This is a genomic window from Rossellomorea aquimaris, from assembly GCF_001877785.1.
Taxonomy (GTDB): domain Bacteria; phylum Bacillota; class Bacilli; order Bacillales; family Bacillaceae_B; genus Rossellomorea; species Rossellomorea aquimaris_A.
The window spans coordinates 135292-154097 of the sequence record NZ_MINN01000139.1 but is presented as its reverse complement, the minus strand read 5'-3'; the positions used below and the strand labels follow the sequence as shown (position 1 = coordinate 154097).

Annotated in this window: 17 protein-coding genes; all 17 read left to right on the top strand. The window is 47.8% G+C overall.

What is annotated here, in order from left to right:
- Positions 1-256: 256 nt before the first annotated feature.
- The 17 genes from BHE18_RS20840 to BHE18_RS20745 all read left to right on the top strand — a co-directional run bounded on the left by BHE18_RS20840 (position 257) and on the right by BHE18_RS20745 (position 18750).
- Complete coding sequence (locus BHE18_RS20840) at positions 257-619, top strand: response regulator (protein ID WP_032086947.1); 363 nt, start codon at positions 257-259, stop codon at positions 617-619.
- 178 nt (positions 620-797) lie between these two features.
- Positions 798-1655: a class IIb fructose-bisphosphate aldolase FdaB gene (gene fdaB, locus BHE18_RS20835; protein WP_032086946.1), complete on the top strand. Its 858-nt coding sequence runs from the start codon at positions 798-800 to the stop codon at positions 1653-1655.
- Between the two features lie 178 nt (positions 1656-1833).
- Positions 1834-2475: a fructose-6-phosphate aldolase gene (gene fsa / locus BHE18_RS20830; protein WP_071620410.1), complete on the top strand. Its 642-nt coding sequence runs from the start codon at positions 1834-1836 to the stop codon at positions 2473-2475.
- Positions 2476-2652: 177 nt separating this feature from the next.
- On the top strand, positions 2653-3936 hold the full coding sequence (locus BHE18_RS20825; RefSeq protein ID WP_071620409.1) for a UDP-N-acetylglucosamine 1-carboxyvinyltransferase: 1284 nt from the start codon (positions 2653-2655) through the stop codon (positions 3934-3936).
- 212 nt (positions 3937-4148) lie between these two features.
- The gene (gene glpX / locus BHE18_RS20820) at positions 4149-5111 is read left to right on the top strand and encodes a class II fructose-bisphosphatase (protein ID WP_071620408.1); all 963 of its coding nucleotides are present in this window, start codon (positions 4149-4151) and stop codon (positions 5109-5111) included.
- 699 nt (positions 5112-5810) lie between these two features.
- A complete protein-coding gene (rho, locus tag BHE18_RS20815) occupies positions 5811-7073 on the top strand; it encodes a transcription termination factor Rho (RefSeq protein WP_071620407.1) in 1263 nt (420 codons plus the stop codon).
- Positions 7074-7284: 211 nt separating this feature from the next.
- Complete coding sequence (gene rpmE / locus BHE18_RS20810; RefSeq protein ID WP_071620406.1) at positions 7285-7497, top strand: 50S ribosomal protein L31; 213 nt, start codon at positions 7285-7287, stop codon at positions 7495-7497.
- Positions 7498-8059: 562 nt separating this feature from the next.
- Positions 8060-8671, top strand: coding sequence for a thymidine kinase (locus BHE18_RS20805; RefSeq protein WP_071620405.1), 612 nt, complete (start codon positions 8060-8062; stop codon positions 8669-8671).
- Between the two features lie 160 nt (positions 8672-8831).
- A complete protein-coding gene (locus BHE18_RS20800; RefSeq protein ID WP_071620404.1) occupies positions 8832-9296 on the top strand; it encodes a hypothetical protein in 465 nt (154 codons plus the stop codon).
- Positions 9297-9819: 523 nt separating this feature from the next.
- Complete coding sequence (gene prfA, locus BHE18_RS20795; RefSeq protein WP_071620403.1) at positions 9820-10893, top strand: peptide chain release factor 1; 1074 nt, start codon at positions 9820-9822, stop codon at positions 10891-10893.
- Between the two features lies 1 nt (position 10894).
- Positions 10895-11761, top strand: a complete 867-nt coding sequence (gene prmC, locus BHE18_RS20790) for a peptide chain release factor N(5)-glutamine methyltransferase (RefSeq protein ID WP_328585905.1) — start codon at positions 10895-10897, stop codon at positions 11759-11761.
- 298 nt (positions 11762-12059) lie between these two features.
- Positions 12060-12923, top strand: a complete 864-nt coding sequence (spoIIR, locus tag BHE18_RS20785) for a stage II sporulation protein R (protein ID WP_071620402.1) — start codon at positions 12060-12062, stop codon at positions 12921-12923.
- A 591-nt stretch (positions 12924-13514) separates the two neighbouring features.
- Entirely contained in the window at positions 13515-13961 is a 447-nt protein-coding gene (locus BHE18_RS20775; protein ID WP_071620400.1) for a GNAT family N-acetyltransferase, read from the top strand.
- 349 nt (positions 13962-14310) lie between these two features.
- Positions 14311-15351 carry an L-threonylcarbamoyladenylate synthase gene (locus tag BHE18_RS20770; RefSeq protein WP_071620399.1) on the top strand — a complete coding sequence of 347 codons (1041 nt, stop codon included), beginning with the start codon at positions 14311-14313 and terminating at the stop codon, positions 15349-15351.
- 139 nt (positions 15352-15490) lie between these two features.
- Entirely contained in the window at positions 15491-16045 is a 555-nt protein-coding gene (locus BHE18_RS20765) for a manganese efflux pump MntP (protein WP_071620398.1), read from the top strand.
- A 948-nt stretch (positions 16046-16993) separates the two neighbouring features.
- The gene (locus tag BHE18_RS20750; protein ID WP_071620395.1) at positions 16994-17440 is read left to right on the top strand and encodes a low molecular weight protein arginine phosphatase; all 447 of its coding nucleotides are present in this window, start codon (positions 16994-16996) and stop codon (positions 17438-17440) included.
- Between the two features lie 20 nt (positions 17441-17460).
- The gene (locus BHE18_RS20745) at positions 17461-18750 is read left to right on the top strand and encodes a methyl-accepting chemotaxis protein (RefSeq protein WP_071620394.1); all 1290 of its coding nucleotides are present in this window, start codon (positions 17461-17463) and stop codon (positions 18748-18750) included.
- Positions 18751-18806: the final 56 nt, after the last annotated feature.

Genomic DNA, 18806 nt, shown 5'->3' with positions numbered 1-18806 from the left:
AAGCAGGAATTTTCACCGGAAAAAGAGAAGTATTAGAAGTGGGAAATAAGTAGATACGTTAAATTAATTTTGAACATTGTTTGAAGTTGTTGCAGCGGTTGATTTCCGTGCAAGCGCCCTGCGTAAAGCGGAGGCTTGCACGGAAATCAAAGAGGAGTATGACAGGGGACAAGACAACAGACGTTCAAAATCCATCGGTTGATTTTTTATGTTCTTAAGCGAAAATCAGATTCTATTTAAAAAGGGGATAAGTCACATGAATGAAAAGATTCTTATTGTTGATGATCAGTTCGGTATTCGAATTCTATTAAACGAAGTCCTGCAAAAGGAAGGCTATCAAACCTTCCAGGCAGCGAATGGCGTCCAGGCACTTGAAATCGCGGATAAGCATTCCCCTGATCTCGTCCTTCTGGATATGAAGATTCCCGGCATGGACGGAATCGAAATCCTGAAGCGCATGAAGAAGAAGAATCAGGATATCCGCGTCATCATCATGACCGCCTACGGGGAACTGGATATGATCCAGGAAGCGAAGGATCTGGGTGCATTGACGCATTTCGCTAAGCCGTTCGATATCGATGACATCAGACAGGCAGTAAGGCAGTACATTCCGGTTTGACCCAGAATTTAGAATAGTGAAAATAGTAGTATTTTTTACAATTTGCCTCATCAGTTGGTAAAATCATTTATGTTTTGGTATGATACAAGTGAAATTGTTAACAATGTTAATCAGTGTGAACACACTTCCATTATCATACCAAAAATGGCGCACTGACTGAATAAAAGGAGGAAAAATAATGCCTTTAGTTTCAATGAAAGACATGCTTATCCAAGCAAAAGAAAACAGCTATGCTGTTGGTCAATTCAACTTGAACAACCTTGAGTTCACTCAAGCGATCCTTCAAGCTGCAGAAGAAGAGAAATCACCTGTCATCCTTGGTGTTTCTGAAGGTGCAGCGCGTTACATGAGCGGATTCAAAACAGTAGTGAAAATGGTGGAAGGTCTTATGGAAGACTTGAACATCACGGTCCCTGTTGCAATCCACCTTGACCACGGTTCAAGCTATGATAAATGTAAAGAAGCAATCGATGCCGGTTTCACATCAGTTATGATCGACGCTTCTCACGGTCCTTTCGAAGAGAACATCGAAATCACTTCAAAAGTGGTTGAGTATGCTCACTCTAAAGGTGTTTCTGTTGAAGCTGAGCTTGGTACTGTAGGCGGACAGGAAGATGACGTAGTGGCTGACGGCGTAATCTATGCTGACCCTAAAGAGTGCCAGGAGTTGGTTGAACGTACTGGAATCGACACACTTGCACCTGCACTTGGTTCAGTACATGGTCCTTACAAAGGCGAACCAAACCTTGGATTCAAAGAAATGGAAGAAATCGGAGCTGCTACAGGAGTACCACTAGTACTTCACGGCGGTACTGGTATTCCTACAAAAGATATCCAAAAAGCGATTTCTTATGGAACAGCTAAAATCAACGTAAACACTGAAAACCAAATCGCTTCTGCGAAGAAAGTACGCGAAGTGCTTGCTGCAGATTCTGAAGTGTACGATCCACGTAAATACATGGGTCCTGCACGTGAAGCAATCAAAGCGACTGTTATCGGTAAAATGCGTGAATTCGGTTCTTCTAACCAGGCGTAAGCGGATAGAGGTAATGTCTGGAAAGTGACTGGAAACAGATTAGATCTTTTCAGGCGTGGTAGAAAAAGAATGAAGCAGTTGGAGAGGACTGGCACCAGGGAAGGTAATGCCTTTTTGGGTCAGTCCTCTCCGTTCATTATAAAAAGATTGAAAATTTTGTCGAAAAGGGGTAGGAGACTTGAAATTTTTCATCGATACAGCAAACATGGACGAAATCAGAGAAGCCTTTGAATGGGGAATCGTGTCGGGGGTTACGACGAATCCGTCACTCGTGGCGAAAGAAAAAGGCGTCACCTTCGAAGACCGCCTGAAGGAAATCACGGAGCTTGTACCGGGCTCGGTCAGTGCAGAAGTCATCGCCACAGATGCGGAAGGCATGATCAAGGAAGGACGCGAGCTTGCAAAAATCGCTCCGAACATCACGATCAAGCTTCCGATGACTCCTGACGGCTTGACTGCTGCATCCACTTTTTCAAAAGAAGGGATTAAGACCAATGTCACGCTGATCTTCAGTGCGAACCAGGCCCTGCTGGCAGCCCGTGCCGGTGCAACGTATGTATCACCTTTCCTTGGAAGACTGGATGACATCGGCCATGACGGCCTTGAACTCGTTTCGAAAATCGCTGAAATCTTTGCGATCCACGGACTTGAAACGGAGATCATCGCTGCATCGACACGCCACCCGCAGCATATCACAGAAGCTGCACTTAGAGGCGCGCATATTGCGACCGTCCCTCTTAAAGTATTGAAGCAGTTATTCAACCATCCTCTTACTGATAAAGGGATCGAAGCATTCCTTAATGACTGGAATAACCGATAAACTCAGGGTCAATTGGACCAGTGAGAATAAAATCGAAAATCCTATACATGTTTTGACGAAATATGTATAAACTAGTAGACAATAACACTTCTTAGATCGTCTTCGTATGGAAAAATAATCCTTTTTGTCCGGTTGCTGGATTGAAGCCGCCACCGGGACAGTGGAAGGGAGATTAAAATGGAAAAGCTTAAGATTGCAGGTGGATATCCACTTGAAGGTACCATTAAAGTCAGTGGTGCAAAAAACAGCGCAGTCGCATTGATCCCGGCAACGATTCTTGCCGACTCGCCGGTAACGATTGAAGGACTGCCGGATATATCAGACGTCCGCACACTTCAGGATCTGCTTGAAGAAATCGGCGGAACGGTCAGTTTCGAAGATGGAGAAATGAGAGTGGACCCAAGCACGATGGTGTCCATGCCGCTTCCGAGCGGAAAAGTCAAAAAGCTCCGCGCGTCCTACTATCTGATGGGTGCGATGCTCGGCCGCTTCAAGAAAGCCGTCATCGGCCTTCCTGGCGGATGTCATCTCGGCCCCCGTCCGATCGACCAGCATATCAAGGGATTCGAAGCCCTCGGTGCCGAAGTGACAAATGAACAGGGTGCGATTTATCTTCGTGCCGATGAACTAAAAGGCGCGCGTATTTATCTTGATGTTGTCAGTGTAGGTGCTACCATCAATATCATGCTGGCAGCCGTGCGCGCAAAAGGCCGCACAATCATCGAGAATGCGGCGAAAGAGCCTGAAATCATTGATGTTGCGACTCTCCTCAGCAATATGGGAGCAAAAATCAAAGGAGCCGGAACAGACGTCATCCGCATCGACGGAGTCGATGAACTTCATGGCTGCAGGCACACGATTATCCCTGACCGCATCGAGGCGGGAACGTTCATGATTCTTGCAGCGGCTGCAGGTAAAGGCGTCCTGATCGACAATGTCATTCCGTTACATATGGAATCAGTGATTGCGAAGCTTCGCGAAATGGGCGTCCCTGTGGAAGCGAATGATGACCAGATCTTTATCGGAAAAGCGGACAAGCTGAAATCCGTCGATATCAAAACGCTGGTATATCCAGGCTTCCCGACGGACCTTCAGCAGCCGTTCACGGCACTCCTGAATAGAGCGGAAGGTTCCGCTGTCGTGACCGATACGATTTATTCCGCCCGTTTCAAGCATATCGATGAACTGAGACGCATGAATGCCACGATTAAAGTGGAAGGGCGTTCAGCCATCATCAACGGACCTGTCCAGCTTCAGGGCGCAAAGGTAAAAGCAAGCGACCTCCGTGCGGGAGCGGCCCTGGTGATTGCCGGCCTGATGGCGGAAGGGATCACCGAGGTGACAGGCCTTGAGCACATCGACCGCGGCTACAGCGACCTGGTCGAGAAGCTTGAAGGACTCGGTGCGACAATCTGGCGTGAAAAAATGACGGCGGAAGAGCTGGAACAATTAAAATCATAATCTGATTTGAAATAATTCTCAGCATTGAGAAGGATTGGACCCGCTTTTTTTGAAAAAAAGCCTCTCTGAACCGATAAATGTGTTACAATAAATCTGTTAATATGTTATACAATTTAAATTTATTGCAGATAATGTTCCTTTTCGGGTGCTGCGGGCATGGGGCCTGCAGGTGAAGGGACTCACACTAAAGGGAATTCGGGGAGGCTGTATACATGGAAAGAAGTTTATCAATGGAACTGGTTCGTGTAACGGAAGGAGCGGCGCTTGCATCAGCGAGATGGATGGGCCGCGGCAAGAAGGACGAAGCGGATGATGCCGCTACTTCTGCCATGCGTGATGTTTTTGATACTGTACCGATGAAAGGGACCGTCGTGATCGGTGAAGGGGAAATGGACGAAGCACCGATGCTGTATATCGGCGAAAAGCTCGGAACGGGTTACGGACCGCGCGTCGACGTGGCAGTGGATCCCCTTGAAGGGACGAATATCGTTGCATCCGGCGGCTGGAACGCACTTGCGGTCCTTGCTGTTGCCGATCACGGGAACCTGTTGAACGCCCCGGATATGTATATGGATAAAATTGCGGTTGGACCGGAAGCAGTAGGCAAGATCGATATCGATGCTTCCGTCATCGATAATCTGAAAGCAGTGGCCAAAGCGAAGAACAAAGATATTGAAGACGTCGTGGCAACGGTGCTGAACCGTGAGCGCCATGAGCACATCATCCAGCAGCTGAGAGAAGCGGGTGCCCGCATCAAGCTGATCAATGACGGTGATGTTGCCGGTGCGATGAACACAGCATTCGACCACACGGGAGTCGACATCTTATTCGGATCCGGCGGTGCCCCTGAAGGTGTCCTTGCCGCAGTGGCCCTGAAGTGCCTAGGCGGGGAAATCCAAGGGAAACTGCTCCCTCAGAACGATGCCGAGCTTCAGCGCTGCATCAGCATGGGGCTTGATGTAGACAAGGTATTGCGCATGGAAGACCTCGTCTGCGGAGACGACGCCATCTTCGCCGCAACCGGCGTAACCGACGGCGAACTCCTGAGAGGCGTCCAGCTGAAAGGCTCACACGGACTGACCCACTCCATCGTCATGCGTGCCAAATCCGGAACCGTCCGCTTCATCGACGGCCGCCACAGCCTTCAGAAAAAACCGAACTTGGTTATAAGATAAAGTAGTAAGTTTTGGTGGGGAAAGTGCAGCATTCTGAGCGTAACTTTGAATGATACTTTCCAGCGGTTGATTGTAGTGGAAGACGCAGACTCCTATCCGAAAAGCGGAGGGGCTTTGCTCAGAGGCGTGTGGCATAAGACGGACCGGCCACGAAGGCGTTCTTTGCCTTCTTGACCGGTTTGGCTTATGACATGTGCCTCTAAGCCCTGGAGCTGGACAGCTTCCTCTCAAAGTTTGTAGAGGCTCACGGGCTACCCGCGGAAAGCGGAGTCTTCCACGGAAATCATTAGCGGTATATCAGCACCATTCAAAAATAAAAGAGAAATCTTCAAAAAGATAGAGAAGGGGAAAGCCAACTTTCCCCCTCAACATCTTATCACCCACACCTACCCTTCAAAGGTGACGCTGCCTTCCTATTTTTCTCAAACACAAAACAATTCACCGAAAAAGCAAAAAGTCATGAACAGTTATCAACAGATGAAAAGGGTACCTTGCGCTTTTTCAGTAAGTATGGTTAAAATAGATAAGGTTTTTTCTTCAGATTCTCTTGCTTCAACAGAATTTCTTCATTTTATTTACAGGGTCATTTTACATAGATTGTTTTGTCCTCAGGAAGGGTAAACAAGACAACGTGCAAATCCCCTAAACTCAATTCACTCAATCAAAGCAGCAATCAAACTAATAAAGCGTGGTGTCATAATGGAAGAATTAACAATCTCCAACTTAGAGAACATGAAGCTGAAAGAGCTTTATGAGTTGGCTAAACGATACAAAGTTTCTTATTATAGTAAATTAACAAAAAAAGAATTAATTTTCGCCATCCTGAAAGTAAGGGCGGAGCAGGAAGGCTTCTTCTTCATGGAAGGTGTACTTGAAATCATCCAATCTGAAGGATTCGGATTCCTGCGCCCGATCAATTATTCCCCAAGCTCTGAGGATATTTATATTTCTGCGTCCCAGATCCGCCGCTTCGACCTTCGTAACGGTGACAAAGTATCCGGTAAGGTGCGTCCTCCGAAAGAAAATGAGCGTTACTTCGGACTTCTGCATGTTGAAATGGTCAACGGTGAAGAGCCTGAAGCAGCGAAGGAACGCGTTCACTTCCCGGCTCTGACGCCTTTATATCCTGACCGTCAAATCACACTGGAAACAACACCGAACAGGATTTCAACACGGATCATGGATCTGATGGCACCCGTCGGTTTCGGGCAGCGCGGTCTGATCGTGGCACCGCCTAAAGCCGGTAAGACGATGCTTTTAAAAGAAATCGCGAATTCGATCACTACAAATAATCCTGAAGCGGAATTGATCATCCTTCTGATCGATGAACGTCCTGAAGAAGTGACCGACATCGAACGTTCAGTGGATGCGGAAGTCGTTTCTTCTACATTTGACGAAGTTCCTGAAAACCACATCAAAGTGGCCGAGCTTGTCCTTGAACGTGCGATGCGCCTTGTGGAGCACAAGCGTGACGTCGTGATCCTGATGGACAGCATCACCCGCCTGGCTCGTGCATACAATCTTGTCATCCCGCCAAGCGGACGTACATTGTCCGGCGGTATCGACCCGGCTGCGTTCCACCGTCCGAAACGCTTCTTCGGTGCGGCGCGTAATATCGAAGAAGGCGGCAGCTTGACGGTCCTTGCAACGGCACTTGTCGACACCGGTTCACGCATGGATGACGTCATCTATGAAGAATTCAAGGGAACGGGTAACATGGAACTTCACCTTGACCGTTCACTTGCCGAACGCCGTATCTTCCCGGCCATCGACATCCGCCGCTCCGGTACGCGTAAAGAAGAGCTTCTTATCCCGCAGGAACATCTGGACAAACTATGGGCGATCAGAAAGGCGATGTCCGATCAGCCTGATTTCGCAGAAAAACTTATGCGCAAGCTGAAGCAGTCGAAGACAAATCACGAGTTTTTCGAAGTGTTGACAGAAGAAGCGAAGAAGCGTTAATCTATTGTTCGGGACGAAATTTATTGTCCGCCGTTTCCAATTTATTAGGTTGCAAAAACGGCATGTCCTTGTTATAATGTAATCAATGTGTTTTTAAAAATGGATGCGGTAAGGGGCTGGCTATTACTACCATGCTTATGCTCATATCGCATATATCTTCGTAATAAATTACTCTGTTTCAGATGATTCAGGGCGGAAGGAGATGAAAGTAATGAAATCAGGAATTCATCCTAAGTACAACACAATCAAAGTTAGTTGTGCATGTGGTAACGAATTTGAAACTGGTTCTGTAGCAGAAGAAATGCGCGTTGAGGTATGTTCTGAATGCCATCCATTCTACACAGGCCGTCAGAAATTCGCTGACGCTGGTGGACGTGTTGACCGTTTCAACAAAAAATACGGTCTTAAACAAAAACAACAATAATGAAGAGTCAGAAGATCGGGGACGCCCAATCCGTTTACATGCCTTGCATATAGGCGGGAAGGGCTCCCGCTGTCTTCTCTTCACTGCATAAAAACAGGCAAGGACATTCTGCTTGCCTGTTTTTTATTACGTAAAGACAAAATCGAGGCGGTTTTTTTATAAGACCTGAGCCTCTTTTTTTCTGTCAAATTCACATTCAAAGAGCATTTTTTCCGTACATAAAGGAATGCTTTATACTAATAGACAATCAGCGGCAGATGTCCTTTTTTGTTAGAATTCAGTCAGGGATTTTGTTTACTGAAAATTGCGAAAAAGGGCAGTTGAGGTACCGCTTTTTAAATAAGATGCTACTGCCTAAACTTGCCGATCTAAATGATTTGGATCCAGCGGTTGATTGGAGTGCAAGACGAAGACTCCTGCGGGAAGAGTAGCTTATGTGAGACCCCGCAGGCTTGCCGAGGAGGCTCACGGGCTGCCCGCGGAAAGCGAAGTCTTGCACGGAAATCAAAAGCGGTGTTAGCAGGATTTTTAAAATGAGGGGTTAGAAAGGAGAGGCGCTTTCGTGTATGTCATGAAGCAAACCGGATGGGTGGAAGTCATCTGCGGCAGCATGTTCTCTGGCAAGTCAGAAGAACTGATCCGCCGCGTAAGACGCACTCAATTCGCAAAGCAGGAAATTGCTGTGTATAAGCCAAAATTAGATAATCGCTACAGCGATGAATCGGTCGTATCCCACAATGGTACCTCGGTCATTGCAAAGGCAGTCGAGGGATCGGCGGTCATCCTTGAGGATCTGAATCCAAAGGTGGACGTCATCGCAATAGACGAAGTCCAATTTTTTGACGAGGGCATAGTCGAAGTCGTGCAAAAGCTTGCGAATAGCGGATACCGTGTGATCATTGCGGGACTTGATCAGGATTTTCGCGGTGAGCCCTTCGGTCCGATGCCGGCGCTCATGTCCATTGCGGAACAAGTGACCAAGCTCCAGGCCGTCTGTGCCGTCTGCGGCTCCCCGGCGAGCAGGACCCAGCGCCTGATCAACGGCGAACCGGCAGGCTACGACGATCCGATCATCCTTGTCGGCGCATCCGAAGCCTACGAACCAAGATGCCGCCATCATCATGAGGTTCCAAAGGGCCTCAGTGTATCGCCTGATATGGTGAAGGAATTATAATATAGTATTTGATTTATGTGAAGCCGCTATCCGTTTGGATGGCGGTTTTTTGGTGAAGTTTTGCCTTCGATTTTTTACGGGACGGGTGAGCTGCCAGCCAAATTTCACCTTGTATAAGCACCTTCCTGAAGGAAAAAGTAATTACAGGAGGTGTTTTTGCATGATGAAAAGAATGATGCTTGCTCTGTTGTTCACAATGATTTTTATCATCGCCACTGCATGCGGTGTAAATCAGGAGTCCGAATACGGGGCTCACAACGACAGCGGCGGTGCGAAATTCATTGACAACCGCAAGCCTAAAATGGACAATCAGGACAATCCGCAAAACGTGGATAAAGGCGAAAGCATGAATCAGAATCCCAATCTGCCGAACCTGACAAACAATCAGGAGAGCACATCGACAACGATGGGTGTCTTTGAAGATAAAGCAAGGGAAGTCGTAAGAGAATACTCACCGTTCAAACCCGACGAAGTCTGGATCAACGGCGAACAAATGTGGGTCACAGCCCATACGAAGAAAGAAATGAGTTCCAAACAAACAGCGCAGGAAGAAGCAAAACTAAAGAAAAAACTCCAAGAAGCAATTCCCCGGTACGACGTAAATGTCAAAATTACCGAAAGATAAATAATCATATTAAGGCGAGTGGAAGATGGATTCTGCTTGTCTTTTTGTGGTGATAGGAGTTGGAATGCTGTTTGTCTGAATTCAACTGTATTGGATTTATCAGTATGTTCACCTGCTGACTTTAGGTGGAAAATAAGCAGGTGAATCCTAGCCCGATTTAACCAAAATTCAGCAGTTGATTGGAGGGTTAGACTCACCTTCTGATTTTTAATGTAAAACCAGCAGCAGAATGCATGCTCAATTAAAGTTTGAATCCAGCATTTGATTGGAGTGGAAGACGAAGACTCCTGCGGGAAGAGTAGCTAATGTGAGACCCCGCAGGGAGGTACGACCGAGGAGGCTCACGGGCTACCCGCGGAAAGCGAAGTCTTCCACGGAAATCAAATGCGGCAATAGAAGTCCCACATTTCCCGGAAATAATTTTACATAAAAGCAAACGGCAGCTGTTCCCGAACCTTCTTGTTTTTACCCACCCCATATAATATAATTAGACTGTTATGGATTAAAATTGAGGTGAATAGCTGTGTACGATCGTTTACAAGCAGTGGAAGATCGCTATGATAAATTAAATGAACTTTTAAGTGATCCGGAAATTGTGAATGACCCAAAGAAGCTAAGAGAATATTCAAAAGAGCAGTCAGATATCCAGGCGACGGTTGAAGCATACCGCGAATATAAAGACATCAGCCAGCAGTTCAAGGACGCCAAAGCGATGCTGGATGAGAAGATGGATGCTGACATGCGTGAAATGGTTAAAGAAGAAGTATCCGAGCTTGAAGAGCAGATTCATGCACTGGAAGAGCGTTTGAAAATATTATTGATCCCGAAAGACCCGAATGACGACAAGAATGTTATCATGGAGGTGCGCGGAGCAGCCGGCGGAGACGAAGCCGCTCTATTTGCGGGTGACCTGTACCGCATGTACAGCCGCTATGCCGAGTCCCAGGGCTGGAAGATCGAAGTGATGGAAGCGACATCCACGGGTGTCGGCGGTTATAAAGAGATCATCTTCATGATCACAGGAAGCGGAGCATATTCAAAAATGAAATACGAAAACGGTGCGCACCGCGTGCAGCGTGTCCCTGAAACTGAATCAGGCGGCCGTATCCATACGTCCACAGCGACAGTGGCGTGCCTTCCGGAAGCGGAAGAAGTCGAAGTCGATATCCATGAAAAAGATATCCGCGTCGATACCTTTGCGTCAAGCGGACCTGGAGGACAGTCTGTCAATACGACAATGTCCGCTGTCCGTCTGACCCACATGCCTACAGGTGTCGTAGTTTCCTGTCAGGATGAAAAGTCACAGATCAAAAACAAAGAGAAAGCTATGAAGGTATTGCGTGCGCGCGTATACGATAAATTTCAGCGTGAAGTTCAGGCTGAATACGATGCAAACCGTAAGTCTGCCGTCGGTACGGGTGACCGTTCCGAACGTATCCGTACGTACAACTTCCCGCAAAACCGCGTGACCGACCACCGCATCGGCCTGACGATCCAGAAGCTTGACCAGATCCTTGAAGGGAAAATGGATGAAGTCATCGATGCACTGATCATCGAAGACCAGTCCAAGCTCCTTGAAAGAATGGAAGAAGTATAAAATGAACGTGACTGTATTTGAAGCCCTGAAGTGGGCTTCTTCTTTTTTAATAGAACGTAAACGGGACGAAAACGCGGGCGAAATCTATTTGCGGCATCTGCTGGGCGTATCGCGTTCGCAATTGTTTGCCGAACAGCGGATGACGGTTCCTCAAGGTACATGGGAAGAGTTCCAGGAAGGTATCCGGCAGCATGCATCCGGTGTGCCGATTCAGCATATCATCGGGGTTGAGGAGTTTTACGGCCGCGAGTTCAAGGTGAATGAGCATGTGTTGATTCCTAGGCCTGAGACGGAAGAGTTGATTTATTACGGACTGGAGAAGATGAAGCGGCTGTTTCCCCGCGGCGTTGAGCTGCGTGCTGCGGATATCGGGACCGGCAGCGGGGCGATTGCCGTGACGCTGAAGCTTGAATGTACGGATCGGCAGCTTGAAGTGATGGCCGTAGATATTTCGGAGAAAGCTCTTGAAGTCGCGAAGGACAACAGCCGCCGGTTGGGAGCCGAGGTCGATTTTTACCAGGGAGATCTCCTTAAGCCCTTGGTGGATAAGGGCGTGAAGCTCGATATCATGCTATCGAACCCGCCGTACATCCCTTTGGGTGACCGCGAAACGATGTCCGAAGTGGTCGTCGACCATGAACCGCAGCTCGCTTTGTTTGGCGGTGAAGACGGTTATGATCTGTACAGACGGTTTATGGAAGAGCTGCCTTTAGTGATGAATGACACGTTCCTGATCGGGTTCGAAGTCGGCGCCGGCCAGGGTGAATCTGTACGGGACATGCTTCACAGTGCTTTTCCTGACGCCGAAGCTGAAGTAGTGTTTGATATTAACGGCAAGGACCGGATGGTTTTTTGCTGGAGAGAATAGAATTTGATTGAAGAGGCTCCTTTTTATATTGAAAAGGGGTCTTTTTTTTCCGAAATCTGCTGAGAACCAGCTTCATTTAGTGAAAAATGAGATGCTGAAGCGTAATTTAATAGAATAATAGAAGGTGAACGAAGGTCCCGAGAACTTATATTATCAAAAACAAGAATATATTATCAAATCGCTTTTTGAGTGTCTTCAGCTTAAAAAATTCAAACTTCCTGAAAAAATATCAATTTACTAGTTTAAGATTCCCCCGCCTTGTCCAGACTATGTTACTGAGGGGAAGGTGGAGAGAAAAATGAAAACAAAACACGCGGTATTATCTTATATTCTGATTCTTACTTTAGGGACAATCGTAAGTTTATATATTCCGAAACAGGAAATCACGGCCCAGGAGCCGATGGTCATTCCCCAGGAAGCGATCCGGCTTCGCATCCTGGCAAACAGTGACCTGGAAAAAGACCAGAACGTAAAACGTCTGGTGCGGGACGAAGTAAACAAAGAAATCACAAAATGGGTCGGCAATCTGACATCTCAGGAAGAAGCGAAGAAAATCATCAAAACGGGTCTTCCAGAGCTTCAAACAATCGCAGAAAACGTGGTGGCGGCAGAAGGTCTTGATCAAGAAGTAAAAATTGATTTCGGCAAAGTGCAGTTCCCGACTAAACTTTACGGAGAATATCTTTATCCGGCAGGAGAATACGAAGCGGTCCTGATCACACTCGGAGAAGGCGAAGGAGCCAACTGGTGGTGCGTCCTTTATCCGCCGCTATGCTTCCTGGACTTCTCAACAGGCAATGCAGTCAGAAGCCCTGGATTTGAAACCACTGTAGAAGCAAGCGGTGAAGTGGTCACAGAAGTAGATTTGGAAGATGAACTGGCAGCAGAGCAACCGGCGGAAGAAACGGCGGTTGTGGAAGAGAACGTCGAGCAGGTTGAAGAAACACCGGCAGCTAAAGAAGTAGTTGAGGAATCAGTGGAAGAAGCAAAGTCCCAAGCCTCAATCGTCAAAGAAACCAAACTAATCAACGATTTCAACACACAAGAAACGCCTCAACAAGAACAAACGGCTAGTGAAAAGGTATTCGTAGAAGAAGGCGACCAAGAAGAAGTAGAAGTAAGATTCTTCGTAGTAGACCTCGTAAAAGGATTGTTTAACTAGTACCATGGCTCTGTCGATATGACGGAGCTTTCTTTATTATGTGGAATTTTTTCATTGTATAAGCTGATCCAGCGGTTAATTGAAGTGGGAGATGAAGACTCCTGCGAGAGAAGTGGCCAATGTGAGACTTGGCCAGCTCCGGCGGCTAGAGGCTCGAGTTCATAAGTCAAGCAAGCCAAAAAGGCAAAGAGCGCCTTTCAGGCTTGCTCGCCTTATGCATGTCGCCTCTGAGCAAGCCGCCTCCGCGTTTCTATTTGTCCAGCTTCAGGGCTTAGAGGCACATGTCATAAGTCAAATCGTCCAAGAAGAAGGCAAAGAACGCCTTCGTGGCCGATCCGCCTTATGCCACCCGCCTCTCTTCAAAGCCCATACGCTTTTCTTCCCGCAGAAGCGCAGCGACGAGGAGGCTCACCAACCGCCCGCGGAAAGCGAAGTCCTGCACGGAAATCATTAGCGGTAATTAAAACCTCTTCACAAAATTACTACAATGATATTTTCTACTAAACAACCAATTCTATCAAAAAACAGTTCTAATCTTCCCTCCCTCTCATAAAGTTAAAGTAAAGATACTAGAAAAGGGAGGAAGAAAAGATGACGAAAACAATCAGGCAGGCCACTCACGAAGATATCTATAAAGTAATCGGTTTTCTCGTAAAAGCGGGATTGAGCACAGAAGGGGTCAAGAATACAATAGACTGCTTCCTGCTTGTCGAGGACACAGAAGGGAATCTGATCGGGACGCTGGGAATCGAGATGAGGGACGGGACGGGACTGCTCCGGTCGCTGGTTGTCACGCCTGCATTTGACAGTGAAGAAATCTTCACCCTCTTTCAGGAGATTTTTAAACTGGCAAAGGAAAAGGACTTATCCAGACTCTACTTGATCACGAATCGGCGGGCTTCCTTGAACTTCTTTGAAATGCTTGGTTTTCAACAGGAAGCACAGGGGCTTGTGGATGAGCTGAAGGATTTTGTCCATGCCAAACAGTTATCCACAGTGGATAACCTGCTGACCATGAGCCTGCATTTGCAGTCTTAATCCCTAAGTTTCGACAAAATGCTTGTATGATAAAACAAAATAGGTTTATTCCGCGAGAAGGATCATTTTCTATAAAATGGTCCTCTTTTTCATATTCGCATTCGACAAAAATTTTGTTGGACGTGTATCTATGTCGAAATGTCTCTTTTTTCAGAATTATTCACACTCGTCCACAGGGTTATCCACAGTCAGGTTTGATTTATACACGTTTTGTGGACAATACTTGAGAAAATATCAGGATTCTTTTATACTTTCAAATGGGTATGATTGTGGAACACTTGTTAATTCTGTGTTTATCCACATATATGTGAATAGATGTATGTTTGAAATAAAAAGGTGGACGAATGATATGATAAAACGCTGGATTGTGGAAAATGATGTGGATAACAAAGAAAGTTATCCACAAATTGTGGATGCAGCCCGGATTTTGCAGCAAAATGAGGTTGTGGCTTTTCCTACTGAGACGGTTTATGGACTTGGAGCAAATGCAAAAAGTGATGAAGCCGTGGATAAAATTTTCAAGGCAAAAGGAAGGCCGTCCGATAATCCACTGATTGTCCACATTTCAAATAAAAAACAATTAAAAGAGCTGGTAGAAGAGATCCCGGAAGCGGCACAGAAGTTAATGACTGCCTACTGGCCAGGGCCGTTGACGCTGATTTTTCAAAAAAAAGAAGGCGTACTTTCAGAGAAGGTTACGGCAGGTCTGGATACTGTCGGGATCCGGATGCCGGACCATCCCGTGGCGCTTGCCATCATTGAGGAATCCGGCCTGCCGATTGCGGCACCGAGTGCGAACCGGTCAGGAAAACCGAGCCCTACTACGGCTCAGCACGTGATTGAGGATCTCGAGGGCCGGATCATCGGTGTTGTGGACGGCGGTGAGACGGGCGTCGGTGTGGAATCGACGGTCGTCGACTGCGCGGGATCAATTCCAGTTATCCTCCGCCCGGGCGGCGTGACGAAGGAGCAGCTTGAGGAAGTCGTAGGGGAAGTGAGTGTTGATCCTTCCTTGAAAGAAGGGAAGGGTGCACCAAAATCACCGGGGATGAAATACACGCACTATGCGCCGGACGCCCCTGTCTGGCTCGTCGATGGGACACGGGAAGATGTGCAGAAGCTTGTGGATGAAAAAAGAAGCGAAGGATTGAAGGCCGGAGTGCTTACTACGGATGAATTTGCGGGTGATTACCGTGCCGATGTTGTGTTTTCAGTCGGCCGGAGAGACGATTTGAATACGGTCGCCCACGGACTCTACGATAAGTTGCGCGCCTTTAATAACAGTGATGTGGATATTATTTTCGCCGAAATGTTCCCTGAAGAAGGGGTCGGCCTTGCAATCATGAACCGGCTTCAGAAAGCCGCCGGATACCGGGTGATTAAGCCCTGACTAATTAAGAATCAGCAAACCCCTGTATGGTCGCATGGATGGCGGCCGTCAGGGGTTTTTATATGAAACATTTTCATTCTATTTCACTTTGGACGTGCATACATTTTTCTTGAAGGCACGTCCAGAGGAGGAAAATGGAATGACGACACTTATCGGAGAACTGATAACCTTGATGTTGATGGCATTTGCTCTTGGGATGGATGCCTTTTCGATTGGAATTGGAATGGGAATGCTGCAGCTTCGGCTGAGGCAGATTTTTTACATAGGATTGACGGTGGGGTTATTTCACGTCGTGATGCCGCTCTTCGGCATTTTGACCGGAAAATTCCTCTCGGATACATTCGGGTCATTTGCCACGTACGCAGGGGGAATCCTCCTGATTGTTCTCGGAATTCAGATGTTCATGGCCAGCTTCAAAGAGGAGGAAACCACGCTGATTTCCCCGGTTGGATTCGGTCTTTTGCTGTTTGCGCTTAGCGTAAGCCTGGACAGCTTCTCAGTCGGCCTGACTCTCGGGATCTTCGGGGCGAGGACGGCTGTTGCGCTCGCTTGTTTCGGAATTGCCGCCACCCTGCTGACCTGGGTCGGCCTCCTGCTCGGAAGGAAATTTCAAGGCGTACTCGGCACCTACAGCGAGGCCCTCGGGGGCAGCATCCTTTTCGCCTTCGGGATCAAGCTTCTGCTGCCGATATAATAATCGAAATCGATCCCTCACTGCTTTGTGTAGTGGGGGATTTTTCATGAATAAAAGATTGCCGCATGTTTCTTGTTAATCAGATATTTGACATTGATAAAAATAACTCCAGCTATTGGTTGGAGTGCAAGACGAAGACTCCTGCGGGAAAAGCGAGTTAGGTGAGACCCCGCAGGAGCGCATGCGACTAAGAGGCTCACCAACTGCCCGCGGAAAGCGAAGTCTTGCACGGAAACCAAGAGCGGTATTGAAGGGTGATTCTTTTGTCCAGCTCCGGCGGCTAGAGACTCGAGACATAAGCCAAGCTTGCTCAAAAGGCAAAAAGCGCCTTTCGTGCAAGCTCGTCTTATGCTTGTCGTCTCTGAACAAGCCGCCTCCGCTTTTCTTGTCCAGCTCCAGGGCTTAGAGGCACATGTCATAAGTCAAACCGGCCAAGAAGGCAAAGAACGCCTTCCCGTCCGGTTCGCCTTACGCCACCCGCCTCTGAACGAAGCCCTTCCGCTTTTCTTTTTGTCCAGCTCCGGCGGCTAGAGACTCGAGACATAAGCCAAGCTTGCTCAAAAGGCAAAAAGCGCCTTTCGTGCAAGCTCGTCTTATGCTTGTCGTCTCTGAACAAGCCGCCTCCGCTTTTCTTGTCCAGCTCCAGGGCTTAGAGGCACATGTCATAAGTCAAACCGGCCAAGAAGGCAAAGAACGCCTTCCCGTCCGGTTCGCCTTACGCCACCCGCCTCTGAACGAAGCCCTTCCGCTTTTCTTTTTGTCCAGCTCCAGTGGTCTGCTCCCGTTTGAAAATTAACCTTCGGCTTTTGAGGCAAAAAACGCCTCTAAAGCCAAAGAACATTTTTCAAAGGGAGCAAAACGCCCCCTTCCGCTTTTCTTTTTGTATTCTTTGTGAATGTCCTATATGCTAATTGGAAAATATTTTATAATAGGCGTAAGGAGGATGAGATGATGAAAATCTTGTTTATTTGTACGGGTAATACATGCCGCAGTCCGATGGCGGAAGCGGTATTGAGGCATAGAGGGAAAGAAAGTTTTGAGGTGAAATCGTCCGGTGTGTTTGCGATGGACGGCAGCGATGCGTCATTTCAGGCTAAAGAAGTGTTGAAAGAGAACGATATAAAACATGAGCATGCATCCAGCACACTGAGGAAAAAAGATATCGACTGGGCGGATTATGTGTTCACGATGACCGCGCACCATAAATGGGCGATCATGGACCAGTATCCGGAAGCTTCGGATAAAGTATTCACCCTGAAGGAATATGTGCTCGAGGATCCTGAAGACATGGATGTATCCGATCCGTTCGGGGGAAGCATCGATATTTACAGACATACATACAGGGAGCTGGAGTCGCTGATCGGGCAATTGATCGGCAAGCTTAGTAAAGAGTGATTTTTGAGGAGAGAAAAGGGATGGGGACAGAGAGAAGGTATAAGACGGGTCTGAGAAAGAAACTGGTTTTCTTCACGACGATCCTGGCACTGGTGACGTATTCGACATCGGCATTTTTCATTTATTTTATCAAACCGGCATTTGCGCCGGACATGAATGAATTCCTGTTTACAAGCCTGACGCTCGGGATGGGTGTGTTCTGGTCCGGGCTGCTAGCGTTCTTCGCGGCACGGATTATCGTCAAACCGTTGCAGCGCCTGGAGCAGGCAGCTCTTAAAGCGGCTGAAGGTGACATCGCAGTGGAAGTGGACGTGCCAAGGTCGGATGATGAAATCCGTTCGCTCGGACTTGCGTTCAACCGCATGCTCCACAACCTCCGTGATATGGTGTCGAGCATCGATGAGAATTTCACAAAAACAAATGCACACGTCGTGGATCTGTCGAAGGCATCAGAAGTGGCATCGCATCAGGCGGAATCCATTTCACGCACGATCAGTGAAATATCAGCGGGCGCAGAAAGCTCGGCGATGTCGATCCAGACAACTGCCGAATCGGTGGAGGATGTCATCGCGATCGCCCAGGAAGTTCAGAATCATTCCAAGTCTTCCGAGCAGCTTTCTAAAAATATGGTCACCGAGCTGCAAGGCAGCATGGAGGTCATCCATTCGCTCGTGGAAGGGATCACGACGCTTGCGAAAGGAAATGAAGAGTCACTGACGGTCGTACGCCGTCTTGAAGATAACGCGAAAAAAGTGGAGCAGATCATCCAGCTTGTCGGCGATATCGCGAAACAGACGAATCTTCTCGCACTGAATGCTTCCATCGAAGCAGCGCGTGCCGGTGAACACGGAAAAGGCTTCGCTGTCGTCGCAGAGGAAGTCCGCAAGCTCGCAGATGAGAGCGGGAAAGCGGTCCAGGGAATTTCCGAGCTGATCAAAAACATTCAGAATGAAGTCGGAAATGTGGTCGGACAAATATCAAACCAGGTGACGACTGCCAATAAAGAAGCGGAAAAAGGGTCGAAAACGAACGAAGTCTTCGAAACGATGACGAACACGATCCATGAAGTGGCGGACTCTGTACAAAAAATCTCGGGACTCGTCGACAGGCAGATGGAAAGCATCAGGGAAACGTCCCAGCAGTCTCAGGAAGTTGCGGCGATTGCAGAGGAAACGTCCGCAGGAGCGGAAGAAGTGTCGGAAGCGACCCGCGAACAGGCGTCGGTCATGGAGAATGTCGAGGAACTGGCGCTGAATCTGAAGAAGCAGGCGGAATCGTTGAAGGGAACGATCACTCGTTTTCATTTATAAAAAGGTATGCAGGTCGGCACGGGCTTTGGGTCCGTGCTGTTTTTTTCAGTGAAAGG

Bases quoted from the DNA above. Each gene is read 5' to 3' on its own strand.
- BHE18_RS20750 (WP_071620395.1), top strand. From the start codon at position 16,994: ATGATGAAAATCTTGTTTATTTGTACGGGTAATACATGCCGCAGTCCG.
- glpX (WP_071620408.1), top strand. From the start codon at position 4,149: ATGGAAAGAAGTTTATCAATGGAACTGGTTCGTGTAACGGAAGGAGCG.
- prmC (WP_328585905.1), top strand. From the start codon at position 10,895: ATGAACGTGACTGTATTTGAAGCCCTGAAGTGGGCTTCTTCTTTTTTA.
- rho (WP_071620407.1), top strand. From the start codon at position 5,811: ATGGAAGAATTAACAATCTCCAACTTAGAGAACATGAAGCTGAAAGAG.
- BHE18_RS20840 (WP_032086947.1), top strand. From the start codon at position 257: ATGAATGAAAAGATTCTTATTGTTGATGATCAGTTCGGTATTCGAATT.
- BHE18_RS20800 (WP_071620404.1), top strand. From the start codon at position 8,832: ATGATGAAAAGAATGATGCTTGCTCTGTTGTTCACAATGATTTTTATC.
- BHE18_RS20745 (WP_071620394.1), top strand. From the start codon at position 17,461: ATGGGGACAGAGAGAAGGTATAAGACGGGTCTGAGAAAGAAACTGGTT.
- BHE18_RS20765 (WP_071620398.1), top strand. From the start codon at position 15,491: ATGACGACACTTATCGGAGAACTGATAACCTTGATGTTGATGGCATTT.
- rpmE (WP_071620406.1), top strand. From the start codon at position 7,285: ATGAAATCAGGAATTCATCCTAAGTACAACACAATCAAAGTTAGTTGT.
- BHE18_RS20770 (WP_071620399.1), top strand. From the start codon at position 14,311: ATGATAAAACGCTGGATTGTGGAAAATGATGTGGATAACAAAGAAAGT.
- fdaB (WP_032086946.1), top strand. From the start codon at position 798: ATGCCTTTAGTTTCAATGAAAGACATGCTTATCCAAGCAAAAGAAAAC.
- BHE18_RS20775 (WP_071620400.1), top strand. From the start codon at position 13,515: ATGACGAAAACAATCAGGCAGGCCACTCACGAAGATATCTATAAAGTA.
- BHE18_RS20825 (WP_071620409.1), top strand. From the start codon at position 2,653: ATGGAAAAGCTTAAGATTGCAGGTGGATATCCACTTGAAGGTACCATT.
- spoIIR (WP_071620402.1), top strand. From the start codon at position 12,060: ATGAAAACAAAACACGCGGTATTATCTTATATTCTGATTCTTACTTTA.